At 65.7% G+C, this 20,692-nt stretch carries 18 protein-coding genes; 7 read left to right on the top strand and 11 right to left on the bottom strand.

The annotated features are described in order from the left end of the window. Positions 1 to 92: 92 nt before the first annotated feature. Positions 93 to 617: an Mpo1 family 2-hydroxy fatty acid dioxygenase gene (locus LU671_RS00315; protein ID WP_232854638.1), complete on the bottom strand. Its 525-nt coding sequence runs from the start codon at positions 615 to 617 to the stop codon at positions 93 to 95. A 92-nt stretch (positions 618 to 709) separates the two neighbouring features. Here LU671_RS00315 and LU671_RS00310 point away from each other — a divergent pair, with 92 nt between their 5' ends. Beyond that, entirely contained in the window at positions 710 to 1,396 is a 687-nt protein-coding gene (locus LU671_RS00310) for a Crp/Fnr family transcriptional regulator (RefSeq protein WP_203647850.1), read from the top strand. Here the strand turns inward: LU671_RS00310 and LU671_RS00305 are convergent. The 5 genes from LU671_RS00305 to ttgA form a co-directional block, all read right to left on the bottom strand. Then, on the bottom strand, positions 1,296 to 2,279 hold the full coding sequence (locus LU671_RS00305) for a LysR family transcriptional regulator (RefSeq protein WP_232854637.1): 984 nt from the start codon (positions 2,277 to 2,279) through the stop codon (positions 1,296 to 1,298). The two genes, LU671_RS00310 and LU671_RS00305, sit on opposite strands and share 101 nt — an antisense overlap. Positions 2,280 to 2,491: 212 nt before the next feature. Next, on the bottom strand, positions 2,492 to 3,745 hold the full coding sequence (locus tag LU671_RS00300) for an OprD family porin (protein WP_232854636.1): 1,254 nt from the start codon (positions 3,743 to 3,745) through the stop codon (positions 2,492 to 2,494). A gap of 344 nt (positions 3,746 to 4,089) precedes the next feature. Next, positions 4,090 to 5,535: an AdeC/AdeK/OprM family multidrug efflux complex outer membrane factor gene (locus tag LU671_RS00295; RefSeq protein ID WP_232854635.1), complete on the bottom strand. Its 1,446-nt coding sequence runs from the start codon at positions 5,533 to 5,535 to the stop codon at positions 4,090 to 4,092. After that, positions 5,532 to 8,684: an efflux RND transporter permease subunit gene (gene ttgB, locus LU671_RS00290; RefSeq protein ID WP_203647847.1), complete on the bottom strand. Its 3,153-nt coding sequence runs from the start codon at positions 8,682 to 8,684 to the stop codon at positions 5,532 to 5,534. Before ttgB ends, LU671_RS00295 begins: the two co-directional genes overlap by 4 nt. A gap of 3 nt (positions 8,685 to 8,687) precedes the next feature. Continuing rightward, positions 8,688 to 9,842 (bottom strand): toluene efflux RND transporter periplasmic adaptor subunit TtgA, encoded by a 1,155-nt coding sequence (ttgA, locus tag LU671_RS00285; RefSeq protein WP_011535416.1) that lies wholly within the window; start codon positions 9,840 to 9,842, stop codon positions 8,688 to 8,690. 247 nt (positions 9,843 to 10,089) lie between these two features. Between ttgA and ttgR the strand changes: the two genes are divergently transcribed. Next, a complete protein-coding gene (ttgR, locus tag LU671_RS00280) occupies positions 10,090 to 10,722 on the top strand; it encodes an efflux transport transcriptional regulator TtgR (protein ID WP_028690203.1) in 633 nt (210 codons plus the stop codon). Positions 10,723 to 10,904: 182 nt separating this feature from the next. On the opposite strand, the gene LU671_RS00275 is transcribed toward ttgR, so the two are convergent. Next, the gene (locus tag LU671_RS00275) at positions 10,905 to 12,356 is read right to left on the bottom strand and encodes an MDR family MFS transporter (protein WP_232854634.1); all 1,452 of its coding nucleotides are present in this window, start codon (positions 12,354 to 12,356) and stop codon (positions 10,905 to 10,907) included. 428 nt (positions 12,357 to 12,784) lie between these two features. Here LU671_RS00275 and LU671_RS00270 point away from each other — a divergent pair, with 428 nt between their 5' ends. Then, on the top strand, positions 12,785 to 13,654 hold the full coding sequence (locus tag LU671_RS00270) for an isocitrate lyase/PEP mutase family protein (RefSeq protein ID WP_197866695.1): 870 nt from the start codon (positions 12,785 to 12,787) through the stop codon (positions 13,652 to 13,654). A 6-nt stretch (positions 13,655 to 13,660) separates the two neighbouring features. Here LU671_RS00270 and LU671_RS00265 read toward each other — a convergent pair whose 3' ends face one another. Continuing rightward, positions 13,661 to 13,834, bottom strand: coding sequence for a hypothetical protein (locus LU671_RS00265; protein WP_177330819.1), 174 nt, complete (start codon positions 13,832 to 13,834; stop codon positions 13,661 to 13,663). A gap of 76 nt (positions 13,835 to 13,910) precedes the next feature. Continuing rightward, entirely contained in the window at positions 13,911 to 14,819 is a 909-nt protein-coding gene (locus LU671_RS00260; protein ID WP_110737414.1) for a LysR family transcriptional regulator, read from the bottom strand. 103 nt (positions 14,820 to 14,922) lie between these two features. On the opposite strand from LU671_RS00260, the gene LU671_RS00255 reads away from it, so the two are divergent. Continuing rightward, positions 14,923 to 15,798 (top strand): MBL fold metallo-hydrolase, encoded by an 876-nt coding sequence (locus LU671_RS00255; RefSeq protein WP_232854633.1) that lies wholly within the window; start codon positions 14,923 to 14,925, stop codon positions 15,796 to 15,798. A gap of 28 nt (positions 15,799 to 15,826) precedes the next feature. After that, entirely contained in the window at positions 15,827 to 16,441 is a 615-nt protein-coding gene (locus tag LU671_RS00250) for an NAD(P)-dependent oxidoreductase (protein WP_232854632.1), read from the top strand. A gap of 124 nt (positions 16,442 to 16,565) precedes the next feature. Here the strand turns inward: LU671_RS00250 and LU671_RS00245 are convergent, their stop codons facing one another. Next, positions 16,566 to 17,447 carry a LysR substrate-binding domain-containing protein gene (locus LU671_RS00245; RefSeq protein ID WP_203647842.1) on the bottom strand — a complete coding sequence of 294 codons (882 nt, stop codon included), beginning with the start codon at positions 17,445 to 17,447 and terminating at the stop codon, positions 16,566 to 16,568. A 112-nt stretch (positions 17,448 to 17,559) separates the two neighbouring features. Between LU671_RS00245 and LU671_RS00240 the strand changes: the two genes are divergently transcribed. Further along, entirely contained in the window at positions 17,560 to 19,197 is a 1,638-nt protein-coding gene (locus tag LU671_RS00240; protein ID WP_232854775.1) for a 5-guanidino-2-oxopentanoate decarboxylase, read from the top strand. A 72-nt stretch (positions 19,198 to 19,269) separates the two neighbouring features. Here LU671_RS00240 and LU671_RS00235 read toward each other — a convergent pair whose 3' ends face one another. Continuing rightward, positions 19,270 to 20,190, bottom strand: a complete 921-nt coding sequence (locus LU671_RS00235; RefSeq protein ID WP_110737424.1) for an AraC family transcriptional regulator — start codon at positions 20,188 to 20,190, stop codon at positions 19,270 to 19,272. A gap of 202 nt (positions 20,191 to 20,392) precedes the next feature. Here LU671_RS00235 and LU671_RS00230 point away from each other — a divergent pair, with 202 nt between their 5' ends. Next, on the top strand, positions 20,393 to 20,686 hold the full coding sequence (locus LU671_RS00230; RefSeq protein ID WP_050703928.1) for a putative quinol monooxygenase: 294 nt from the start codon (positions 20,393 to 20,395) through the stop codon (positions 20,684 to 20,686). Positions 20,687 to 20,692: the final 6 nt, after the last annotated feature.

Genomic DNA, 20,692 nt, shown 5'->3' with positions numbered 1-20,692 from the left:
CAGCAGCCCCATCGCGGGGGACGCCGAAGCTGCCGGGCCGCTTTGCGGCCCTTTCGCGGCACAAGGCCGCTCCTACAGGCCTCGAGGTGGGGTCAGATCGCCGCTTTCTTCTGGCGGATGGCCACCGGCCCGGCATTGGCCTCCACGGCCTTTTTCAGCTCAGGGCACAGCCCGGCCATGAACGCCAGCTCCGCCACCACGAACAGTGGCCCGATGATCAGCCCGCTCAGGTCATCGACGAACGCCGGCTTGCGTCCTTCATACCAGTGTCCGACGAACTGGATGATCCAGCCCACCACGAACGCCCCCAGCCCGGCGCTCAGCCACAACCCGGTGCTCTGCACGGCCAGCGCCTGGCCGGCCCACAGGCACAGCCCCAGCAGCAGGCCCATCACCAGCCCGATGCGCAGGTCCAGGCGCAGGTAGAACCACACCGACCAGCCCGCCAGCAGCAGGGCCGGCGACAGCCAGACGCCGGCCAGGTCCCAGCCGGGGCGCGACAGCAGGATGGTCACGGCCAGCACGATCAGCGGAATGCCGATGAAGTGAGTGGCGATGTTGCGCGGATCGCGGTGGTAGGCCGCGTATTGACTCAGGTGCTCGACGAGGTTTTTCATTGTTGTTCCTCCATCAGGGGTGAGCGCAGCTTGCCCCTGTTCAGTCACCGTCGTCTGTCGCCTGGCCGACAGAGTTCGTTTTGCGAGGCGCCATGCACGACCCGCGTACCCAGCTGCTGCATGGCCAGTGGTTCCGGCAATTGCCCGCTACCGTTCAGGATAGCCTGCTGGCCCTGGGCCGTGCGCGTGAGCTGGCGCCGGGGCAATGCCTGTTCCAGCGCGGTGATGCGCCCTGTGGCCTGTATGCGGTGCTGGAGGGGGCGATGCGGGTCGGCGCGGTCAGCAGCGAAGGCAAGGAGGCACTGTTGACGCTGGTCGAGTCGCCCCACTGGTTTGGCGAGATCAGCCTGTTCGATGGCCAGCCGCGTACCCACGACGCCTATGCCGAAGGGCCGACGCGCCTGCTGTGGATCCCCCAGGCGCCGCTGCTCGAGTGGCTGGCGCGCGAGCCTGTGCACTGGCGCGACCTGGCCTTGTTGATGAGCCACAAGTTGCGCTGGGTGTTCGTTGCCCTGGAGCAGCAGAGCCTGCTGGCCGCCGCGCCGCGGGTGGCCCAGCGCCTGCTGCAGATGGCCGAAGGCTATGGCGAGCGCGATGTCGCCCAGTGGCGGTTGCAGGTGTCCCAGGAACAGCTGGCGCTGATGTTGTCGCTGTCGCGCCAGACCATCAACCAGATCCTCAGGAGCTTCGAGCAGTCCGGCGTGGTGCGCCTGGGCTATGGCGAGGTGGAGATTGTCGATGCCCGGCGTCTGCGGGCGATGGGGCAGCATCCAGGCTGACCAGGGTGTCGATCATCGCCCGCGCCGCCGGTGACAGGCGATAGCCGCTGCGGCTGATCACCCCGCAGCGCACGCTGAGGACCTCCAGGCCCGGCGGCAGGTTGCGCCAGTGCAGGCGCACCAGATCGCCGGTGGCCAGGTCCTCGGCCACCGCCTCCTCGCTGGCCGTGCCGATGGCGTCGCTGGCCAGCACCACGCTGCGCAGCACCGCCAGGTGCTCGGTCTGCAGGTGCGGGGTGAAGTCGCTGCGTCCGCTGAGGTTGGCCAGGCGCTTGCGCACGCCCGGCGCCAGCAGCGCACTGGCCAGTGGGTAGGCGAACAGGTCGTTGGTCGACAGGCTGTCCTTGGCCAGCAATGGGTGACCCGGGCGGCAGAAGAACAGGCCGGGGCGCGGGGTCAGCGCTTCGGTGTGGAAGTTCGGATCGGCCTCGAAGGGGCGCACGTCATCGACGAAGAACTCGATTTGCTCTCGCCGCAGCGCCTGGCTCAGGCGTTCGGCGTTGTCCACCAGCAGCGCGGTGCGGATGCCTGGGTGGCGATCGATGAACTGTTGCAGGGCCTGGGGCACCAGGCGCACGGCCAGGGCCGGGCCACTGCCGAAATGCAGTTCGCCGGCATCGAGCTTGGTCATCTGCAGCACGTCGTTGTTCAACTGCGCCGCGCCTTGCACCAGGCGGCGGGCGTGTTGCAGTACCACCTGCCCCTCGGGGGTAGGGGGCAGTGACTTGTTGGCGCGATCAACCAGGGCGCATCCGAAGGTCTGCTCGAGGTTCTGGATGGCGCGGCTGAAGGCGGGTTGGGTGATGCCCATGGCTTCGGCGGCGCGGACGAAACTGCGGTATTCGGTGAGGGCGATGAAATAGCGCAGTTGGCGGAGGTCCATGCTCGGGCTCTGGTGCGGGGATCAGGGCTCGGTTTTAGCGGGTTGCCATATATAACGTCAAAGAATGTTATTTGATTTATATATTCCTTTAGATTCTTTAGTGTGGCCACCGGCCTCTTCGCGGGTAAACCCGCTCCCACAGGTATAACACTGGACTCCAAGGCTGTGCTGTCCCTGTGGGAGCGGGTTTACCCGCGAAGAGGCCAGACCTGCTAAAGCAGGTTCAGCGGATAACTGACAATCAACCGGTTCTCGTCGAACGCATTGCTGCTGAAGTCCCTGCGCATGGTCGAGTTGCGCCATTTCACCGACAGGTCCTTGAACGTCCCGGCCTGCACCACATAGGCCAGCTCGGTCTCGCGGGCCCACTCCTTGCCATCGTCCACCCCGCCGGCATGCACGTTGTCACCCTTGATATAGCGGTTCATCAGGGTCAGCCCGGGGATGCCCACGGTGACGAAGTTGAAGTCATGGCGCACCTGCCAGGAGCGTTCCTGGGCATTATCGAAGCTGGCGTTGTAGCTGTCGTTGGCCAGGGTACCGCCGCTGGTGCCGTTGACCCGCATCCAGGCATCGTCGCCGCTGACCTTCTGCAGGCCGATGTAGAAGGTGTGGCCCTGGTAGCGCGCCGAGAGCATGGCCGAGGCGGTGCGGTTGTCCAGGTCACCGGCACGGGCACTGCCGTCTTCCTTGCCGAGGAAGTAGCCCAGGTTGGCGCCCAGGGTCCAGTCGCCCAGGGGCTGGCTGTGCACCAGGTTCAGGTACTGCTGGCGGTAGATGTCCTTGAGGCGGGCGTCCCACAGGCCGACCATGGTGCGCTTGTCGTTGAAACTGTATTCGCCACCGGCGAAGTTGAAGCGGTCGGAGGTGATGCCGGCGCGCCCCTGCATGAACATGTCTTCCATGCTCGCGTCGTTGCGCGGGCTGTTGCCACGGAACTGGCCGGCATACAGAGTCAGGCCGTCGAGCTCCTTGGAGGTGAGCTGGCCGCCGCGGAAGGTCTGCGGCAACGAGCGGCCATCGTCCGAGCGCAGGATCGGCAGCACCGGCATCCACTCGCCGACCTTGAGCTCGGTCTGCGACAGGCGCGTTTTCAAGGCCACGCCCAGGCGGCCGAAATCATCGGCCGGGCGGCCATCGTCATGCACCGGCAGCAGGTGGGTGCCAGCCGTGCCCTTGCCGCCATCGAGCTTGACCGAGTACAGGCCCAGCACGTCCACACCGAAGCCGACGGTGCCCTGGGTGAAGCCGGAACGGGCGTCGAGGATGAAGCTCTGGGTCCATTCCTCGGCTTTGCCCTGGGGGTTGGCCGGGTCGACGAAGTTGCGGTTGATGTAGAAGTTGCGCAGGTTGAGGCTGGCCTTGGCGTCTTCCAGAAAACCGCTTTCGGCGGCGACGGCGGGCAAGGCGCAGGACAGGGCCAACAGGCCCGGCAGCAGCTGGCGTGCGGGTTGCAAAGTGCTCATCTGTCGTGGATCTCTTGTTTTTATTGGGCGAGCCGGTGCGCTGCGGGTGCGGGCCGCAGGGTCGGGCGTCTTTAGAGAGAGCTTGTGCAACGTTGCGTGGGCGATGGTGCGGGGGAGGGTGGGGGCGAGGCAATTCGTGGAACGCGGAATGGGGCGATTATCGAACCATATGTTGGCGCTGGTAGCCGGTGCAGACTGTGCTGGCCCTTTCGCGGGTAAACCCGCTCCCACAGGACGCTGCATTCCCCCTGTGGGAGCGGGTTTACCCGCGAAAGGGCCCTGGCAGTCAGCCAAAAAACAAAAAGCCCACCGCAAGGGTGGGCTTGATGCCGTTACCGCTCCAATCAGCCTTTCGGCGTCTGGATCGAGGCCTGCTGCTGGGTCTGTTCGTACCAGCCGCCACCGAGGGCCTTGTACAGGTTGACCTCGCTGACCAGCTGCGACAGGCGATCGCCGATCAGCGACTGCTGGGCGCTGAACAGGTTGCGCTGGGCGTCGAGGAAGGTCAGGTTGCTGTCGATGCCGATGCGGTAGCGACGCTCGGCCAGGCGGTAGTAGTCCTGGTTCGCCGCCACCAGGTCGCGTTGCGCCTGCAACTGCTCTTCGAACGTCTTGCGTGCGGCCAGGCCATCGGCGACTTCCTGGAAGGCGGTCTGGATGGTCTTCTCGTACTTGGCGACGTTGATGTCCTTCTGGATCTTCGAATAGTCCAGGCTGGCCTTGAGGCTACCGGCGTTGAAGATCGGCAGGTTGATCTGCGGCTGGAACAGCCAGGTGCCCGAACCACCCTTGAACAGCCCGCCCATGTCCGGGCTCAGGGTACCGGCGTTGGCGGTCAGGCTGATGCTCGGGAAGAACGCGGCGCGGGCGGCGCCGATGTTGGCGTTGGCGGCCTTGAGCAGGTGCTCGGCTTCCTGGATGTCCGGACGACGTTGCAGGATGTCGGACGGCAGGCCGGCCGGCACTTCGGCCAGCTGGTCGGCATTGAGCTCCAGCGGCTTGGGCAGGGTGGCCGGCACGCCGGTGCCCACCAGCACGGTGAGGCTGTTCAGGTCCTGGGCGACCAGGCGCTGGTACTGCGACAGCTTGACCCGCGCGCCTTCGACGGCGGTGCGGGCCTGGCTCAGGTCCAGCGCCGAAGCCACGCCCACCTCATTGCTGCGGCGGGTCAGGTTGTAGCTCTCTTCGTACGTCTTGAGCGTTTCTTCGGTCAGCTTCAGCAGCGCCTGGTCGGCCTGCCAGGTGTAGTAGGCGTTGGCCACGCTGGCCACCAGGCTGATCTGCGTGGAGCGGCGCGCCTGCTCGCTGGACAGGTAGGTTTCCAGGGCCTGCTGGGTCAGGCTGCGCACACGGCCGAACAGGTCCAGCTCATAGGCGCTGACACCGAGGGTGGCCGAGTACTGGCTGCTGATGGTGGATTCGCCGGTCTGCGACATGTTGGCCGGCATCCGCTGGCGGCTGCCGCTGCCATTGGCCGTCACGGCCGGCAGCAGGTCGGCGCGCTGGATACGGTACTGGGCGCGGTAGGCGTCGATGTTCAACGCCGCGACGCGCAGGTCGCGGTTGTTTTCCAGCGAGGTCTGGATCAGCTGCTGCAGCGCCGGATCGTGGAAGAACTGGCGCCAGCCTTGCTCGGCCGCGGCGACGTTGGCCGACTCGGTCGGCGAGTACGCAGGGCCTTGCGGCCACTGCGCCGCCACCGGCGCCTCAGGCGTCTGGTAGTCGGGGATCAGCGAGCAGCCGCCGAGGATGAAGGCGGTTACCGCCAGGGACAACAAAGACTTGGTCATTGCCCAGCCTCATAACGTGGAGTTTCAGGGGTGGCGTGTTCTTTCGGCTCTTTGCTGCCGAACAGCGACGACACTGCGACGAAGAATAGCGGTACCCAGAAGATCGCCAGCACGGTCGCACTGATCATGCCGCCGATCACACCGGTACCGATGGCGTGCTGGCTGCCGGCGCCGGCGCCGCTGGCGATGGTCAACGGTACCACGCCGAGGATGAACGCCAGGGAGGTCATGATGATCGGGCGCAGACGCATACGGCAGGCCTCGATGGCCGCGTCGTACAGGCTTTTGCCCTGTTCGTGCAGTTCCTTGGCGAATTCGACGATCAGGATGGCGTTCTTCGCCGCCAGGCCGATGGTGGTCAGCAGGCCGACCAGGAAGTACACGTCGTTGGACAACCCGCGCAGGCTGGTGGCGAGCAGTGCACCGATGATGCCCAGCGGCACGACCAGCACCACCGCGATCGGGATCGACCAGCTTTCGTACAACGCTGCCAGGCACAGGAACACGAACAGCACCGAGAGGGCGAACAGCGCCGGCATCTGCGAGCCGGAGAGTTTTTCCTCGTAGGACATGCCGGTCCAGGAGAAGCCGATGCCGGTTGGCAGTTCGCCGGCGATGCGCTCGACTTCGGCCATGGCCTCACCGGTACTGTAGCCCGGTGCCGGGGTACCGAGGATCTCGACCGCCTCAACGCCGTTGTAGCGCGACAGCTTCGGCGAGCCATAGCTCCATTCGCCCTTGGCGAAGGAGGAGAACGGCACCATCTCGCCCTTGCCGTTGCGCACGTACCACTTCTGCAGGTCTTCCGGGCTCATCCGCGAGTTTGGCTCGCCCTGGATGTAGACCTTCTTGACCCGGCCACGGTCGATGAAGTCGTTGACGTAGCTACCGCCCAGGGCGATCGACAGGGTGTTGTTGATGTCGGCGATGGTCACGCCCAGGGCACTGGCGCGTTCGTCGTCGATGGTCAGTTGGTACTGCGGCTCGTCGTTCAGCCCGTTCGGACGCACGGCGCTGAGGATCTTGCTCTGCGCGGCCTTGGCCAGGAACTGGTTGCGCGCTTCCATCAGTTTCGCGTGGCCGACGCCGGCGCGGTCCTGGAGGAACACGTCGAAGCCGGTGGCGTTACCCAGTTCGAGCACCGCCGGCGGGGCGAAGGCGAACACCATCGCGTCGCGGAAGCTGAAGAAGTGCATCTGCGCGCGCTGGGCGAGGGCGAACACGCTGTTCTCCTTCGAGCGCTCGTCCCACGGCTTGAGCATGATGAACGCCATGCCCGAGCTCTGGCCACGACCGGCGAAGTTGAAGCCGTTGACGGTGAACACCGATGCCACGGTATCGGCTTCCTTGTCGAGCAGATACTCGCGCATCTGGTCGACCACCACCTGGGTGCGTTCGGCACTGGAGCCGGCCGGGGTCTGCACCTGGGCGAACAGCACGCCCTGGTCTTCCTCGGGCAGGAACGCGGTGGGGATGCGCGCGAACAACCAGATCATGCCGACCACGATCAGGGCGTAGGCCAGCAGGAACGGGATCTTGTTGCGCAGGATGGTGCCGACGCTGCGTTCGTAGCCGACGACGCTGCGGTCGAAGTTGCGGTTGAACCAGCCGAAGAAGCCGCGCTTGGCCACATGGTGCTCGCCCTTCTTCAGCGGCTTGAGCATGGTGGCGCACAGGGCCGGGGTGAAGATCAGCGCCACCAGCACCGACAGGCCCATGGCCGAGACGATGGTGATGGAGAACTGGCGATAGATCACACCGGTGGAACCGCCGAAGAACGCCATTGGCAGCAGTACCGCCGACAGCACCAGGGCGATACCCACCAGGGCGCCCTGGATCTGCTCCATGGAGCGCTTGGTCGCCTCCTTGGGCGGCAACCCTTCCTCGGACATCACCCGCTCGACGTTCTCCACCACGACGATGGCATCGTCCACCAGCAGGCCGATGGCCAGGACCATGGCGAACATGGTCAGGGTGTTGATGCTGAAGCCGGCGGCGGCGAGGATGCCGAAGGTACCCAGCAACACCACCGGCACGGTCATGGTGGTGATGATGGTGGCGCGGAAGTTCTGCAGGAACAGGTACATCACCAGGAACACCAGGACCACGGCCTCGATCAGGGTGTGGATCACCCCGCTGATCGATTCGGTGACCACCGGGGTGGTGTCATACGGGAACACGGCCTTCACGCCCGGCGGGAAGAACGGCTCCAGGTCGCTGATGGTGGTGCGCAGCGCCTTTGCGGTGTCCAGGGCGTTGGCGCCGGTGGCCAGCTTGACCGCCAGGCCCGAGGCCGGCATGCCGTTGTACTGGGCACTGATGGCGTAGTTCTCGCCGCCCAGGCCGACCGTGGCGACATCCCCCAGGCGGACCTGGGAACCGTCGTTGTTGACCTTGAGCAGGATCTTCTCGAACTGCTCGGCGGTCTGCAGGCGGGTCTTGCCGATGATGGTGGCGTTGAGCTGGGTACCCGGCAGTGCCGGCAGGCCGCCGAGCTGGCCGGACGAGACCTGGACGTTCTGCGCGGCCACGGCGGTGCGCACGTCGACCGGGGTCAGCTGGAACTTGTTCAGCTTGGCCGGATCCAGCCAGATGCGCATGGCGTACTGCGCACCGAACACCTGGAAGTCACCGACGCCCGCGGTCCGCGAGATCGGGTCCTGCATGTTGGAGACGATGTAGTTGGCCAGGTCGTCCTTGCTCATGCTGCCGTCTTCGGACACCAGGCCGATCACCAGCAGGAAGTTCTTCACTGCCTTGGTGACGCGGATACCTTGCTGCTGCACTTCCTGCGGCAACAGCGGGGTGGCCAGGTTCAGCTTGTTCTGGACCTGGACCTGCGCGGTGTCGGAGTTGGTGCCCTGCTCGAAGGTGGCGGTGATGGTCATGCTGCCGTCGGAGTTACTTTCCGACGACACATAACGCAGGTTGTCGATACCGTTGAGCTGCTGCTCGATCACCTGCACCACGGTGTCCTGCACCGTCTGCGCCGAGGCGCCCGGGTAGGTCACGGAGATGGCGATGGCCGGCGGGGCGATGCTCGGATACTGGTTGATCGGCAGCTTCAGGATCGACAGGGCGCCGACCAGCATGATCACCAGGGCGATCACCCAGGCGAAGATCGGGCGATCGATAAAGAACTTCGACATGGTTTACTCCGCTTTGGCGTCGGCTTTGGCCGTGTTGGCCTGAGCAGGGCCGGCCGGCTTCTTGACGTTGGTGGCTTCGCTGACCTTGACCTCGACGCCCGGTCGCACGAATTGCAGCCCTTCGGTGATCAGACGGTCGCCCGGGTTCAGGCCTTCCTCGATCAGCCAGTCGCTACCCAGGGTGCGGCTGGCCTTGAGCTGGCGCAGTTCGACCTTGTTCTCCTGGTTGACCACCAGCGCGGTCGGCGCGCCCTTGAGGTCGCGGGTCACGCCCTGTTGCGGGGCCAGGATGGCGTTGGCGTTGACCCCGGCCTTGAGCCGCGCATGGACGAACATGCCGGGCAGCAGGGTGTGGTCGGGGTTGGGGAAGATCGCGCGCAGGGTGACGGAACCGGTGGTCTCGTCGACCGCGACTTCGGAGAACTCCAGGCGACCCTGCTGCTTGAACAGGCTGCCGTCTTCCAGCACCAGCTGCACCTGGGCGGCGTTGTCGCCGGCCTTCTGCAGTTGGCCGCCTTCCAGGTCACGGCGCAGCTTGAGCAGCTCGGCGGTGGACTGGGTGACGTCGACGTAGATCGGGTCGAGCTGCTGGATGGTGGCCATGGCGTTGGTCTGGCCGTTGTTCACCAGGGCGCCTTCGGTGACCGAGGAGCGACCGATGCGGCCACTGATCGGGGCCAGCACCTTGGTGTAGCGCAGGTCGATCTGGGCGCTCTTGAGCGAGGCCTCGGCCTGCAATCGTTTGGCGTTGGCGTCGTCGTATTCCTGCTTGGAGACGGCCTGCTCGTCGATCAGTTGCTTGTAGCGTTCGGCCAGCGAGCGGGTAGCCTGCAGGTTGGCCTGGGCGTTGGCCAGGGTCGCCTCGTAGACGGCCGGGTCGATCTGGTAGAGCTGCTGCCCTTCCTTGACGTCGGTGCCTTCCTTGAACAGGCGCTTGAGAATGATGCCGTTCACCTGCGGACGAACCTCGGCCACACGGTAGGCGCTGGTGCGCCCCGGCAGTTCCGAGGTCAGGGTGAAGGCTTGCGGTTGCACGGTCACGACGCCGACCTGAGGAGCCTGGGGCGCTGGCGCGGCTTCCTCTTTCTTACAGCCACTGAGCAGGGTTGCCAGGGCCACGGCGGAAACCAGGGCGGTTACGGCTGGCTTGAATTGCATGAGGATCCTCGGGTCGCAGGAGCAAGGGAGCTCAAGAATATAGTGGAAGAGTCTTAAGAGAAAAACGCTATCCGGTGGATAAATAGCTTGCTAAGGAATATACTTACATTCATGGTTGTTTGTAAATACCGTCGGTGAGTCGCCGCGGATCGTCCACATGCACCCGGGAGTGGCCCATGAAGCGCTCGCCCCGGCCCGATTCCCGTCCGCCAGCTGAGCGGGCGGGGCCTGATGAGGTTGTACTGCCATGGTCCGTCGAACCAAAGAAGAAGCCCAGGAAACCCGTGCCCAGATCATCGAGGCGGCGGAAAAGGCCTTCTACAAGCGCGGGGTCGCGCGTACCACCCTGGCCGACATCGCCGAGCTCGCGGGGGTGACCCGCGGTGCGATCTACTGGCATTTCAGCAACAAGGCGGAGCTGGTGCAGGCGCTGCTCGACAGCCTGCACGAGACCCATGACCACCTGGCCCGGGCCAGTGAAAGCGAGGACGAACTCGACCCGCTCGGCTGCATGCGCAAGCTGTTGCTGCAAGTGTTCAACGAGCTGGTGCTCGATGCCCGTACCCGGCGTATCAATGAAATCCTGCATCACAAGTGCGAGTTCACCGACGACATGTGTGAGATTCGCCAGCAGCGCCAGGGCGCGGTGCTGGACTGCCATCAGAGCATCGCCTTGGCCCTGGGCAATGCCGTACGTCGTGGCCAGTTGCCCGGGGAGCTCGATATCGATCGGGCTGCCGTGGCCATGTTTGCCTATGTGGATGGCCTGATCGGCCGCTGGCTGCTGCTGCCGGACAGCTTCGATCTGTTGGCCGATGTCGAAAAATGGGTCGATACCGGGCTGGATATGCTGCGCTTGAGCCCGGGCTTGCGCAAATGACACTTTGTTAAGGATTGTGAGGAAGTGTTACTCCCATCCTATTAACGCAGAATTAATAACGTGGGAGCGGCGGTGCGCCGATGCGACTTGCCCCGCGATGAGACCTTCCAGGCCATGACGTCACCTGGGCGGAACGCTATCGCGGGGCAAGTCGCATCGGCGCACCGCCGCTCCCACAACTTTCAGCGCCCGCGCAACTGCCGGTCCGGCAGTGCCAGCGCCGCCAGCAGTCCGATCAGCGAAGCCCCGGCACTGACCAGCAACAGGTCGCGGAAGGTTTCCAGCAAGCGCACCTGGGTCTGCGGATCCGCCTCGCCCGCCTTGAGGCTGCCCAGCAATGGGTTGCCCAGCATCTCCAAGCCGCCCTGATGCAGCAGCGCCAGCAGCAGGCTGGACATGCACGCCACCCCCATCGCCCCGCCGAGCGAGCGGAACAAGTTGGTGGTGCTGGTCGCCACGCCGATGTCCCGGCTGTCCACCGCGCTTTGCGTGCCCACCAGCGAGGTGGGGAACTGCAGGCCGCAGGCGATCCCGGTCAGCAGCATGAACAGTGCGCTGAGCAACCCCGATTGCGGCGGCGTCAGCGCCATGGCGGCGATGGCCAGCGGCATCAGCAGCGCACCGGTGAGGATCTGCGGCTTGAAGCGGCCGGTGCGGCTGGTCATGCGCCCGCCGGTGAAGGCACCGATGGGCAGACCCATGGCCAGCGGCAGCAGGTGCAGTGCCGCGCTATCAGCGCCGGCCCCGGTGATGCCCTGGTAGCGCAGGGGCATGAGCATGGTCAGCGAGATCGATTGGAAACTGGCGAAGAAAATCACGCACCAGCACAGCACCGCGACCCGGTTGCCGAACAGGCCCAGCGGCAGCAGCGGCTCACGGCAACGGCGCTCGTGGGCGATGAATGCCAGTAGCCCGAGCAGCGCGCAGCCCAGCAGCGCCAGCACCTGCGGCGACAGCCAGGCATGCCCCTGGCCGACCAGGGTGATGCCCAGCAGCAGGCTGCCCAGGCCGAGGATCATCAACACCGCGCCCAGGTAGTCCACCCGGGCCTCGCGGCGCTTGACCGACAAACCGTCCAATGCCCGGTGGATCACCCACAGCGCCACCAGCCCCAGCGGCAGGTTGATCCAGAACACCCAGCGCCAGGACAGGTACTCGGTCAGCCAGCCGCCGAGCACCGGCCCGGCGACACTGGCCAGGGCATACATGCTGCTGAAATAACCCTGGTAGCGGCCGCGCTCGCGGGGCGGCACGTAGTCGCCGATGATCGCCTGGCTCACCGACACCATGCCGCCAGCACCGATGCCCTGGAGCACCCGCGCCAGCACCAGCTGCGGCATGTCCTGGGCCAGGCCGCAGGCCACCGAGGCCAGGGTGAACAGGGCAGTGCCGGTGAGGATCATGCGCCGCCGGCCATACAGGTCGCCGAGCTTGCCGTAGATCGGCACGGCGATGGTCATGGCCACCATGTAGCCGGAGATGACCCAGGCCAGCAGCCCGACATCATTGAATTGCGCGGAAATCGCTGGCATGGACACGGCGACGATGGTCTGGTCGAGGGCGCCGAGGAAGATCGCCAGCATCAGGGCGGTCAGGACGCTGCGCAGGACGGTGGGGGGCAGGGCGGCGGTCACGTTCGGTTCCTTTTTCTTGTAGGAGCGGGCTTGTCCCGCGAACACCGGCCAAGCCGGTGCCGCGCAGTGCGGTGTGGCCATCGCGGGGCAATCCCACTGCCACCAGCGAGACAATTGTACCCTGAGTTACATAGCTACCTATGTACTCCGTGCATCCCCTATGCAAGATCGGCATTGGCGCATTCATCCAGTGCTGCATGGCCGCGTGATATCGTGGCTAGGCCGCAGAGGCTGAAATCCGGGGCCCGCACCAGCATGGTGCAGCCATTTGCCGCAGGATTTCGCGTCGCTGTATGTCCACACCTTCTATTCCTCTGCCTGCATGTCGAGCATGACCGCCCAGATGGCGACGGTTGGAACAGTCAGGTAGACCCGATTCAGGGGTCGGTTGTCAGCCGTTCACAAATTTCATTACAAGCGGAGTGATCATGCCCAAGGCTTCCCACCACGATCTGCGTTTTGCCTTCCGCGAACTGCTTGCTTCAGGTTCGTGCTATCACACCGCTTCGGTCTTCGACCCGATGTCCGCCCGTATCGCCGCGGACCTGGGCTTCGAGGTCGGCATCCTCGGCGGCTCGGTCGCCTCGTTGCAGGTCCTGGCCGCGCCGGACTTCGCCCTGATCACCCTCAGCGAGTTCGTCGAGCAGGCCACCCGCATCGGTCGCGTCGCCCAGTTGCCGGTACTGGCCGACGCCGACCATGGCTATGGCAATGCGCTCAACGTGATGCGCACGGTCATCGAACTGGAGCGCGCCGGCGTGGCCGCGCTGACCATCGAGGACACCTTGCTGCCGGCCCAGTTCGGTCGCAAGTCCACCGACCTGATCTCGGTGGAGGAGGGCGTGGGCAAGATTCGTGCGGCGCTGGAGGCGCGTGTCGATTCGGCGCTGGCGATCATCGCCCGGACCAATGCTGGCGTGCTCACCACCGAGGAAATCATCGTCCGCACCCAGAGCTACCAGAAGGCCGGCGCCGATGGCATCTGCATGGTGGGGGTGAAGGACTTCGAGCAGTTGGAGCAGATCGCCGAGCACCTGAGCGTGCCGCTGATGCTGGTCACCTACGCCAACCCGAACCTGCGTGACGACGAGCGCCTGGCGCGCCTGGGCGTGCGCATCGTGGTCGATGGCCATGCCGCCTACTTCGCCGCGATCAAGGCCACCTACGACTGCCTGCGCCAGCAGCGCGGCCAGCAGCACAAATCGGACAACCTCGGCGCCACCGAGCTTTCGCACACCTACACCCAGCCCGAGGACTACATCCGCTGGGCGAAAGAGTACATGAGCGTCGAGGAGTGATCCTCTCTACCTGACGGCGCTCAGCGTGGCGCTATGAGGGACGCAGTGCTCGTGGACGCAGCTGGCGGCCGCGTTGGGCTGGCTGCGCAGCAGCTCGACCCGCCAGCAGGCCGAGCCGTAGAGCCCGGCCACCGCGACCAGGGCAAAGACGAGGGCGCAACGCCTGGATTTGATGCTCATGGTGCGGACCTCCTGTTGGTGCAACAGGTGATACCTTCAAGCATAGGCCTTGTGCGCGGATCTGCATGGCCTGGACTCAGCTCAATCCCTTGTCCCACTCCGGCTCGTCGCCGAACCGCTGCGCCAGGAAATCCAGCATGCTGCGCAGTGTCGCCGGCATGTGCTTGCGCGAGGTGTACACAGCGTTGAGCGTCAACTCTCGTGGTTTGGCGTATGGCAGCAACCGCACCAGGTCGCCATTGCGCAACGCAGCAGCCGCCTGGTAGGTGGGCAGCATGGCGATGCCGGCGTGGGCCAGGGCGGCTTTCTGCAGGGTCATGGCCTCGTTGGCGCTGATATTGCCCTGCACCGGCACGGCGACGTTCTGCCCGTCCACCTCGAAATGCCACAGGCTGTGACCGAAGTAGGCATGGGTCAGGCAGTTGTGCCGGCTCAGTTCCTCGACCTGGCGCGGCGTGCCGTGCTCGCGCAGGTAGGCGGGGCTGGCGCAGACCACCGAGCGGCACACGCTCAGGCGTCGGGCGATGAGGTTGGGATCGACGTCGTTGCTGGTGCGGATGGCCAGGTCGATGCGCTCGTCCACCAGGTTGACGGTGCGGTCGAGCATCTGCAGCTCCACCTTCACCCCGGGGTAGCGTTTGACATAGGCCGCCAGCGCGTCCACCAGCTGGGCCTGGCCGAACGAGGTGCTGACGCTGATGCGCAGTTCACCGCGGGGGGCGTCGTCCGGCTGGCGCACGGCGTTCTGCAGGTCGCCGGCCAGCTCCAGCAACTGGCGGCAGCGGGGCAGGGTTTCGAGGCCCGCCGCTGTCAGGCTTAGCTTGCGCGTGGTGCGCTGCATCAGGCGCGCGCCGACCCAGTCCTCCAGCTCCGCCAGGTAGCGTGATACCACGGGCCTGGAAAGCTCCAGATGATCCGCCGCGGCGGACTGGCTGCCCAGGTCGACGACGGTGACAAATACGCGCATGGCGTTGAGGCGGTCCATGATCTGTCCGATTTCAGAAACAAACTATGTCGAAGCATCGCATTTTTTGTATTGGTTCGGGCAACTAAGCTTGCCTGCATCGTCCCACTCACAGGATCTTGCGATGTCTCTTCTCACTCCCTTGCGCGGTCTGCTGCTGGCCTGTCTCACCCTCGGCGGCCAGGCCATGGCCAGCGAACCGCTCAAGCTCGAAGCCTACAACCCTGGCCACGCGGCGATTTTCCCGGTCAGTTCGGTGATCGTCAGCGGCGCCCACGACGCCATCCTGGTCGACGCCCAGTTCGGCAAAGGCCAGGCCGAGCAGGTGGTCGAACGCCTGCGTGCCAGCGGCAAGCAGCTGACCACCATCTATGTCAGCCATGGCGACCCCGACTACTACTTCGGCCTGGACACCATCACCCAGGCGTTTCCCAAGGCCCGGGTGGTCGCCTCGGCCGCCACGGTCGAGCACATCCGCAAGACCATGGACGCCAAGCTGGCCTACTGGGGCCCGCAGATGGGCGCGGACAAGCCGGCACGCCTGGTGGTGCTGCAGGTCCTCGAGGGCAATCGCCTGGAGCTTGAAGGCCAGGCACTGGAAGTTGTCGGCCTGGACGGTCCACAGCCGGACCGCAGTTTCGTCTGGATTCCCTCGATCAAGGCAGTGGTCGGTGGTGTGGTGGTTTCCGAGCACATCCACGTGTGGATGGCCGACACCCAGACCGCGAAATCCCACGCCGACTGGCTGAGCACCCTGACGAAGATCGAGCAGCTGGCCCCGCGCACGGTGATCCCCGGGCATTACCTGGGCGACAGCAGCCGTTCGCTGGATGCGGTGCGCTTCACCGCCGGCTACATTCGTGACTTCGATACCGAAGCCGCCAAGGCCGCCGATTCCACCGCGCTGATCGCGGCGATGAAGCAACGCTACCCGAACCTTGCCGACGAGAGCTCCCTGGAACTGGGGGCTAAGGTCGCCAAGGGCGAGATGAAGTGGTAATCCCTTTCAACCTGTTGGAGTGTTTCCCATGAGCAAGATCGCAATCATCGGCGCCACCGGGCGCGCCGGCAGCCAGTTGCTGGAAGAGGCCCTGCGTCGTGGCCACAGTGTGGTGGCCATCGCTCGGGATCCGGGCAAGCTGCAAGGCCGTGACGGCGTGACGGTCAAGGCGCTGGATGCCAAGGACAGTGCCGCCCTGCAGGCGGCCGTGGCGGGCTGCGACGCGGTGTTGAGCGCGGCGCATTTCTCCACCCTCGAGCCTGGCGCGATCATCGAGCCGGTCAAGCGTGCCGGGGTCAAGCGCCTGCTGGTGGTGGGTGGTGCCGGCAGCCTGCTGCTGCCGTCCGGGCACCGGGTGATCGACAGCCCGGACTTCCCGGAGGCCTACAAGGCCGAGGCCAGTGCCGGGGTGCGCTTCCTCGAAACGCTGCGCCGCGAGCCGACCCTGGACTGGACCTTCCTGTCGCCGTCGGCGGAGTTCGTCGAAGGTGAGCGCAGCGGGCACTACACCCTGGGCAAGGACCACCTGCTGATCGGCGCTGATGGCAAGAGCTGGATCACCTTTGCCGATTACGCCATCGCCATGCTCGACGAGCTGGAGAAACCGGCGCACTCGCGGGCGCGGTTCACGGTCGGCTACTGAGTCACGCGGTACCCTGTAGGAGCGGCCTCGTGCCGCGAAAGGGGCGCGCAGCGGCCCCAGGATCACGGCCATGGCATAGATCGCCGGGGCCGCTATGCGGCCCTTTCGCGGCACAAGGCCGCTCCTACAAAGGTTGCGCAAGGCTTGAGGCGCGCGTCTGCAGCCACTCCACCAACTCGACCAGCCCCGTGGGCATGGTCTTCGACGGGCTCACCAGGTAATAGCCCTTCCCGGTCGTCACCTTCAGCTCGAACGGCATGCACAACCGGCCTGTGCGCAGGTCGTCGCCGATCAGCGAGAAATCGCCGATGGCGATCCCCGTCCCCTGGGAGGCCATGGCCATTGCCATGTCCAACGTCTCGAAGTGCTGCTTCGGCCCCTGGGGCTCGAACCCGGCGTTGGCCGCCTGCAACCACAGCTGCCAGTCGTGTTCGTCCCGCGAGGGGTGCAGCAGCATCTGCCGCGCCAGGTCCTGCAACTGCAAGAGGTCGCTTGATACCGATGGCGCGCAGACCGGCGTCAGTTGTTCATCGAACAGCTTGCGTACCTGCAGCCCATGGTTCGGCGCCGCGCCATACACCACGGCCGCATCGAAGCCCTCGCGGCGAAAATCCACGCCGTGCTGCACCGTGGTGGTCAACTCCACCGGCACGTCCGGGCGCAGTGCCTGCCATTCCAGCAAGCGTGGCAGCAGCCAGCGCATCACGCAGGTCGGCGCCTTTAGCTGCAGTGTCGCGCTACGCCCGCCGACCTCGCGCACGCCTTGCTCGATCAGGGCAAAGATCTGCTGCACCCGGGGCAGCCAGTCCTGCCCTTCGCGGGTCAGCGCCAGGCCCCGGGCCTGGCGCTGGAACAACGCGTAGCCCAGGTGCTCCTCGAGCCCGGCGATCTGCCGGCTGACCGCGCCCTGGGTGATGTGCAGCTGTTGCGCGGCGCGGGTGAAGTTGCAGTGCCGGGCGGTCACCAGGAAGGTGTGCAGGGCGGGGAGGGGCGGCAGGCGTTTCATTGTGACAAGCCATGATGTGAGGTCATGGCTAGTATGTGTTTTTTTGCATTGTGGCGGTAGTCGGCGCTTGGTTCCATGAGCACAGGTCTCAACAAGAATCGGGTACTCGATGATGGCAACCTGTGGTGAAGTGCTGGTCAAACTCCTCGAAGGCTATGGCGTCGATCATGTCTTCGGCATTCCCGGCGTGCATACCGTGGAACTCTACCGCGGCCTGGCCGCCTCCTCGATCCGTCACATCACCCCGCGCCACGAGCAGGGGGCCGGGTTCATGGCCGACGGCTACTCGCGTACCCGGGGCAAGCCTGGGGTGTGCTTCATCATCACCGGCCCGGGCATGACCAACATCACCACCGCCATGGGCCAGGCCTATGCCGACTCGATCCCGATGCTGGTGATTTCCAGCGTGCAATCGCGTAGACAGCTGGGCGGTGGACGCGGCAAGCTGCACGAGCTGCCCAACCAGGCTGGCCTGGTCGCGGGGGTGGCGGCGTTCTCGCACACGCTGATGAGCGCCGATGACTTGCCCGAGGTGCTGGCCCGCGCCTTCGCCGTGTTCGATGGCGCCCGACCTCGCCCGGTGCATATCGAGATCCCGCTGGATGTGCTGGTGGAACCCGCCGATCACCTGTTGCCGGGCCGCGTGGTGCGCACCACCCGGGCCGGCGCCGCGCCACAGACCGTGCAACGCATGGCCGTGCGCCTGGCCAAGGCGCGGCGTCCGCTGATCCTGGCCGGTGGCGGTGCGCTGGAGGCGGGCGCCGGGCTGGCGCGGCTGGCCGAGCACCTGCAGGCGCCGGTGGCGCTGACCATCAACGCCAAGGGGTTGTTGCCCGCGAACCATCCGCTGCAGATCGGCTCGACCCAGACCCTGCCGGCCACCCGTGCGCTGGTGGCCGAGGCCGACGTGGTGCTGGCCATCGGCACCGAACTGGCCGAAACCGACTACGACGTGACCTTCAAGGGCGGTTTCGAGATCCCCGGCAGCCTGCTGCGGATCGATATCGACCCGGACCAGACGGTGCGCAACTACCTGCCCGAACTTGCCCTGGTAGCGGATGCCGCCCAGGCTATTGAAGCGCTGTTGGTGGCCCTGAACCTGCAGGCGCAACCGCCGCGCGAAAGCGATTGGGGAGCGGCGCGGGCCGCCCGTCTGCGCCAGGACAACGCGGCCAGCTGGGACCAGCCGACCCTGAGCCAGACCCGTCTGCTGACCAGCATCCTGCAGACCCTGCCGGACGCCATCCTGGTGGGCGACTCGACCCAGCCGGTCTATACCGGCAACCTGACCCTGGACATGGCCAGGCCGCGTCGCTGGTTCAATGCCTCCACTGGTTACGGCACGCTGGGATACGCGTTGCCGGCCGCCATGGGCGCCTGGCTGGGCAGCGCCGAGTCGCCCGCCGTACGCGCGCCGGCGGTGTGCCTGATCGGTGACGGCGGGCTGCAGTTCACCCTGCCTGAGCTTGCCAGCGCGGTCGAGGCGCAGGTGCCATTGATCGTGCTGCTGTGGAACAACCAGGGGTACGAGGAGATCAAGAAGTACATGGTCAACCGGGCGATCGAGCCGGTCGGCGTGGACATCCATACCCCGGACTTCATTGGCGTGGCGCGGGCGTTGGGGGCCGAGGCAGAGGACGTGGGTGATGTGGCGCAACTGCAGGCAGCGTTGGGCAGGGCGGTGGAGCGCAGGGGGCCGACCTTGATCCAGGTGGATCAAGGTCAGTGGCAGCGGGCGGTTCAGGGCTGAAGCTGCAGCGAGGGCTTTGCCCTCGATCGCGGGGCAAGCCCGCTCCTACAGTCGCCCGATGTTTGTCTCTTTTCAGCTGGCGCTGGCGCGCAGGCGCGCCACGTCGCGAATCGGCGGCGCGCCGTACAGGCGGCTGTACTCGCGGCTGAACTGCGACGGGCTTTCATAACCTACCCGGTAGCCAGCCACCGCGGCCTCCAGCCCGTCGTTGAGCATCAGTCGCCGCGCCTCCTGCAGGCGCAGCTGCTTCTGGTACTGCAACGGGCTCATTGAGGTCACGGCCTTGAAACGGTGGTGCAGGGTCGAGGTGCTGAGGTTGACCTCGCGCGCCAGGTCCTCGATGCGCAAGGGCTCCTGGTAATGCCGATTGAGCCAGGCGATGGCCTGGCATACCCGGTGGGTCTGGCTGCTGGACAGGGCGATCTCGCACAGCCGCCAGCCCTGGGGGCCACGCAGCACGCGATACATCAGCTCGCGGCGCACCAGCGGGGCGAGCACGGCGATGTCCCGTGGGCTGTCGAGCAGACGCACCAGGCGCAGCAGTGTGTCGAGCAGTTGCGGATCGCTTTTCTCCACGAACAATCCGCGGCCGGAAGACTGGCCGGGGACCAGTATCGGCCCGCTCTCGGCGATCAGCTGGCTGATCTGCGCCGGGTCGATGTCCAGGCGCAAACCCAGGCAGGGGTTCTCGGGGCTGGCTTCGAGCAGGGCGCCGGTGATGGGCAGCGTTACCGAGACCACCATGTAGTGCAGCGGATCGTAGGTATAGCGCTCGTCGCCCAGGAACAATGTCTTGCTGCCCTGGGCCAGGATGCACAAGGCCGGTTGCGCCAGGGCCGGCATGCCGCGCACATCTTCTTCATAGCGAGTCAGGTACAGGTCTTCGATGGCCGACACCGCGCCATAGGGGCCATTGGCGTGACGTCGGATCAGCCCGGCCAGCTCCTGGCGTTGCTGTTCCAGAAGCGGATCGAGGGGCGTGGATGAACTCATGGCGGGATTCCTCTGCTGACCGACGCAGCATAGGTTTGGGCAATGGCAGGCGCTAGTCGAAAGCTGCAGATCGATTGCCTGATCCTGCCGCGTTGCAGGATCAGGCAATCGGCCGGCAGTAATGGCCTAACGTCCCGCGCGGGCGAACCTCTAACCTTGGCAGCCTGGTTTTCCCGTCCGTAGCGCTTCAAGGAGATCGTTCATGACCCAGCAACAACCGGTCACACACCTGGCTTTCATCCGCGCCAGCAACGGTCGATCCGCAGAACTCGGCGTGCGCCTGCGCGACTTGCTCGAGCCGTCGCGACGTGCGCCGGGCTGCCTGAGCTTCAGCGTGCAGCGCTCGCAGGTCGATGCCGACCTGTGGCTGCTCAGCGGCAGCTGGTGCGACCAGCAGGCGATGAGTGGCTATTTCGCTTCGCCCACCCTCGACGTGTTCGGGGAGCTGGTGCAGGAGCAGGTGGTCAGCAGCCTGGACCTGCATACCTTCGCCTAACGTGTA

It is taken from the genome of Pseudomonas sp. NMI760_13, from assembly GCF_021283245.1.
Lineage (GTDB): Bacteria > Pseudomonadota > Gammaproteobacteria > Pseudomonadales > Pseudomonadaceae > Aquipseudomonas > Aquipseudomonas peradeniyensis.
Note: the sequence above shows the minus strand (reverse complement) of the source record. Positions and strands in the feature narration are given on the sequence as shown.